This is a genomic window from Sediminibacterium soli (assembly GCF_009939225.1).
Taxonomy (GTDB): domain Bacteria; phylum Bacteroidota; class Bacteroidia; order Chitinophagales; family Chitinophagaceae; genus Sediminibacterium; species Sediminibacterium soli.
Genome location: NZ_JAACJR010000013.1, coordinates 1 through 1516 on the forward strand (window position 1 = coordinate 1; position 1516 = coordinate 1516).

Sequence of the window (1516 nt, forward strand, 5' to 3'; positions counted from 1 at the left end):
AACAAATTCCCCAGCGCTTGTTTTTCATTATAATACCATAACCATCCTATCTCACTTTTATATTGCTCTGGATTGATTTGTGGGGATAAGAGTTTGTCTATTGTCTTATTCTCATCTATAATGCTACTTGCATAAATCTCGCTGAGTGGCAACATTTATTTAATATTTAGCTAATTTTAAAATTACTATTTCTTGCATACTCCTGTCCACTCCGGTTACCGTTTTGACGATTTTGCTTTCATTCGCTTTTAATAGATCTGACAGTGCCTCTAAGTTTCCTCCTTGGGACTTCATTCTGTCAATTACATCTTCAATCCATTTATCGCTCATTTGTGGTTTTAATAGCGTTTGTGTATTTGCTGCATTCAATTTAATATTCCCCGCATTCCCAACCTGCTTTGCTTCATTAATAATAATTTCCTCCACATTACCTGCCGCATCCTGTTTAATGTACACGCCGTCGAATCCGTTATTACCCGGCAGTTTGCCTTCGTGTTTTACAAAACCATCGGTTTGGAAAATGTCATCGCAAATGGATTCTGTTTTTGTTCCCAAAGCATCGCCGTTCAGTACGATATCGTCAATCTTCGTTCTCAGGCTCTGCAGGGTAGGTAAAGGGGAACTTTTGGAAAGTTTCAAACTTTCCAAAAGTTAAATCTTCCTGAGTGGTAATATGCTTTTTTAGATTTGGTTAGGATTAAAGTTATTACCCTATCTCTTTCAAAAATGCATACTTGTCCTCATACTTATCCAACGGTTTATAAGGCAATAGTTCTTTGGGTATCAGCGGATGGTCTATCTCAATTTCCATTCCCTTTAACCATGCCAGTTTTGTGTAACCAAGAGCTGGTATAGAAATATAATCCTGGGCGATGCCCATATGCTTATTGCGTTTTTTATGGGTTTTTAACAGGTCATGTATCGCTTCTGTGATCATTGTTCTGTCTCTTGCAATCATTCCTTCAAGGAACTTTCTGTCGGGTAATAATACTTTATTGATTGTTTGATTTTTGATGGCCATTATATCAAGACACCATCTAAGTTGTTCCCAATCCTCTTTTATTAACTGTTGAATGGCGTACATCATTGTGCTACGGCCACGTTCCACCATCCATGCGTAGTGGGGATGACTTAATTCAGCGTATCTATGTATCAGTGAAAGATTGTCACTAAGAATAGCATATGACACATTGCTGACACCTGAATCAAGTACCCTTGAATTATATTTTTTGATCATATATTCATCTATACGCCCGCATCTGTAAAAACATTGTTTGCATTCTTGAATATCCTTATTTAAGAACAAGTTTCCCAGCGCCTGTTCTTCGTTAAGATACCACAACATGCTAACGTCACCCTTATATTGCACCGGATTAGTTTGGGGCGATAGGATTCTAGTTATTGCCTCATTTTCCCTCCTTATACTACCGATATAAATCTCACCAAGTGGCAGCATCTTTTTTTAATATTTAGCTAATTTTAAAATTACTATTTCCTGTGTACTCTTGTCCACTCC

General features: G+C 37.4%; 2 protein-coding genes. Both read right to left on the reverse strand.

Going from position 1 to position 1516, the window contains the following annotated elements; genetic code table 11:
* Positions 1–159: 159 nt before the first annotated feature.
* A complete protein-coding gene (locus tag GWC94_RS16335) occupies positions 160–639 on the reverse strand; it encodes a hypothetical protein (protein ID WP_161836436.1) in 480 nt (159 codons plus the stop codon).
* A 67-nt stretch (positions 640–706) separates the two neighbouring features.
* Positions 707–1456, reverse strand: a complete 750-nt coding sequence (locus tag GWC94_RS16340; RefSeq protein WP_161836438.1) for an immunity 49 family protein — start codon at positions 1454–1456, stop codon at positions 707–709.
* Between the last annotated feature and the right edge of the window lie 60 nt (positions 1457–1516).

Excerpts from the sequence above, each read along its gene's own strand:
- GWC94_RS16340 (WP_161836438.1), bottom strand. The coding sequence starts at position 1,456 with ATGCTGCCACTTGGTGAGATTTATATCGGTAGTATAAGGAGGGAAAAT.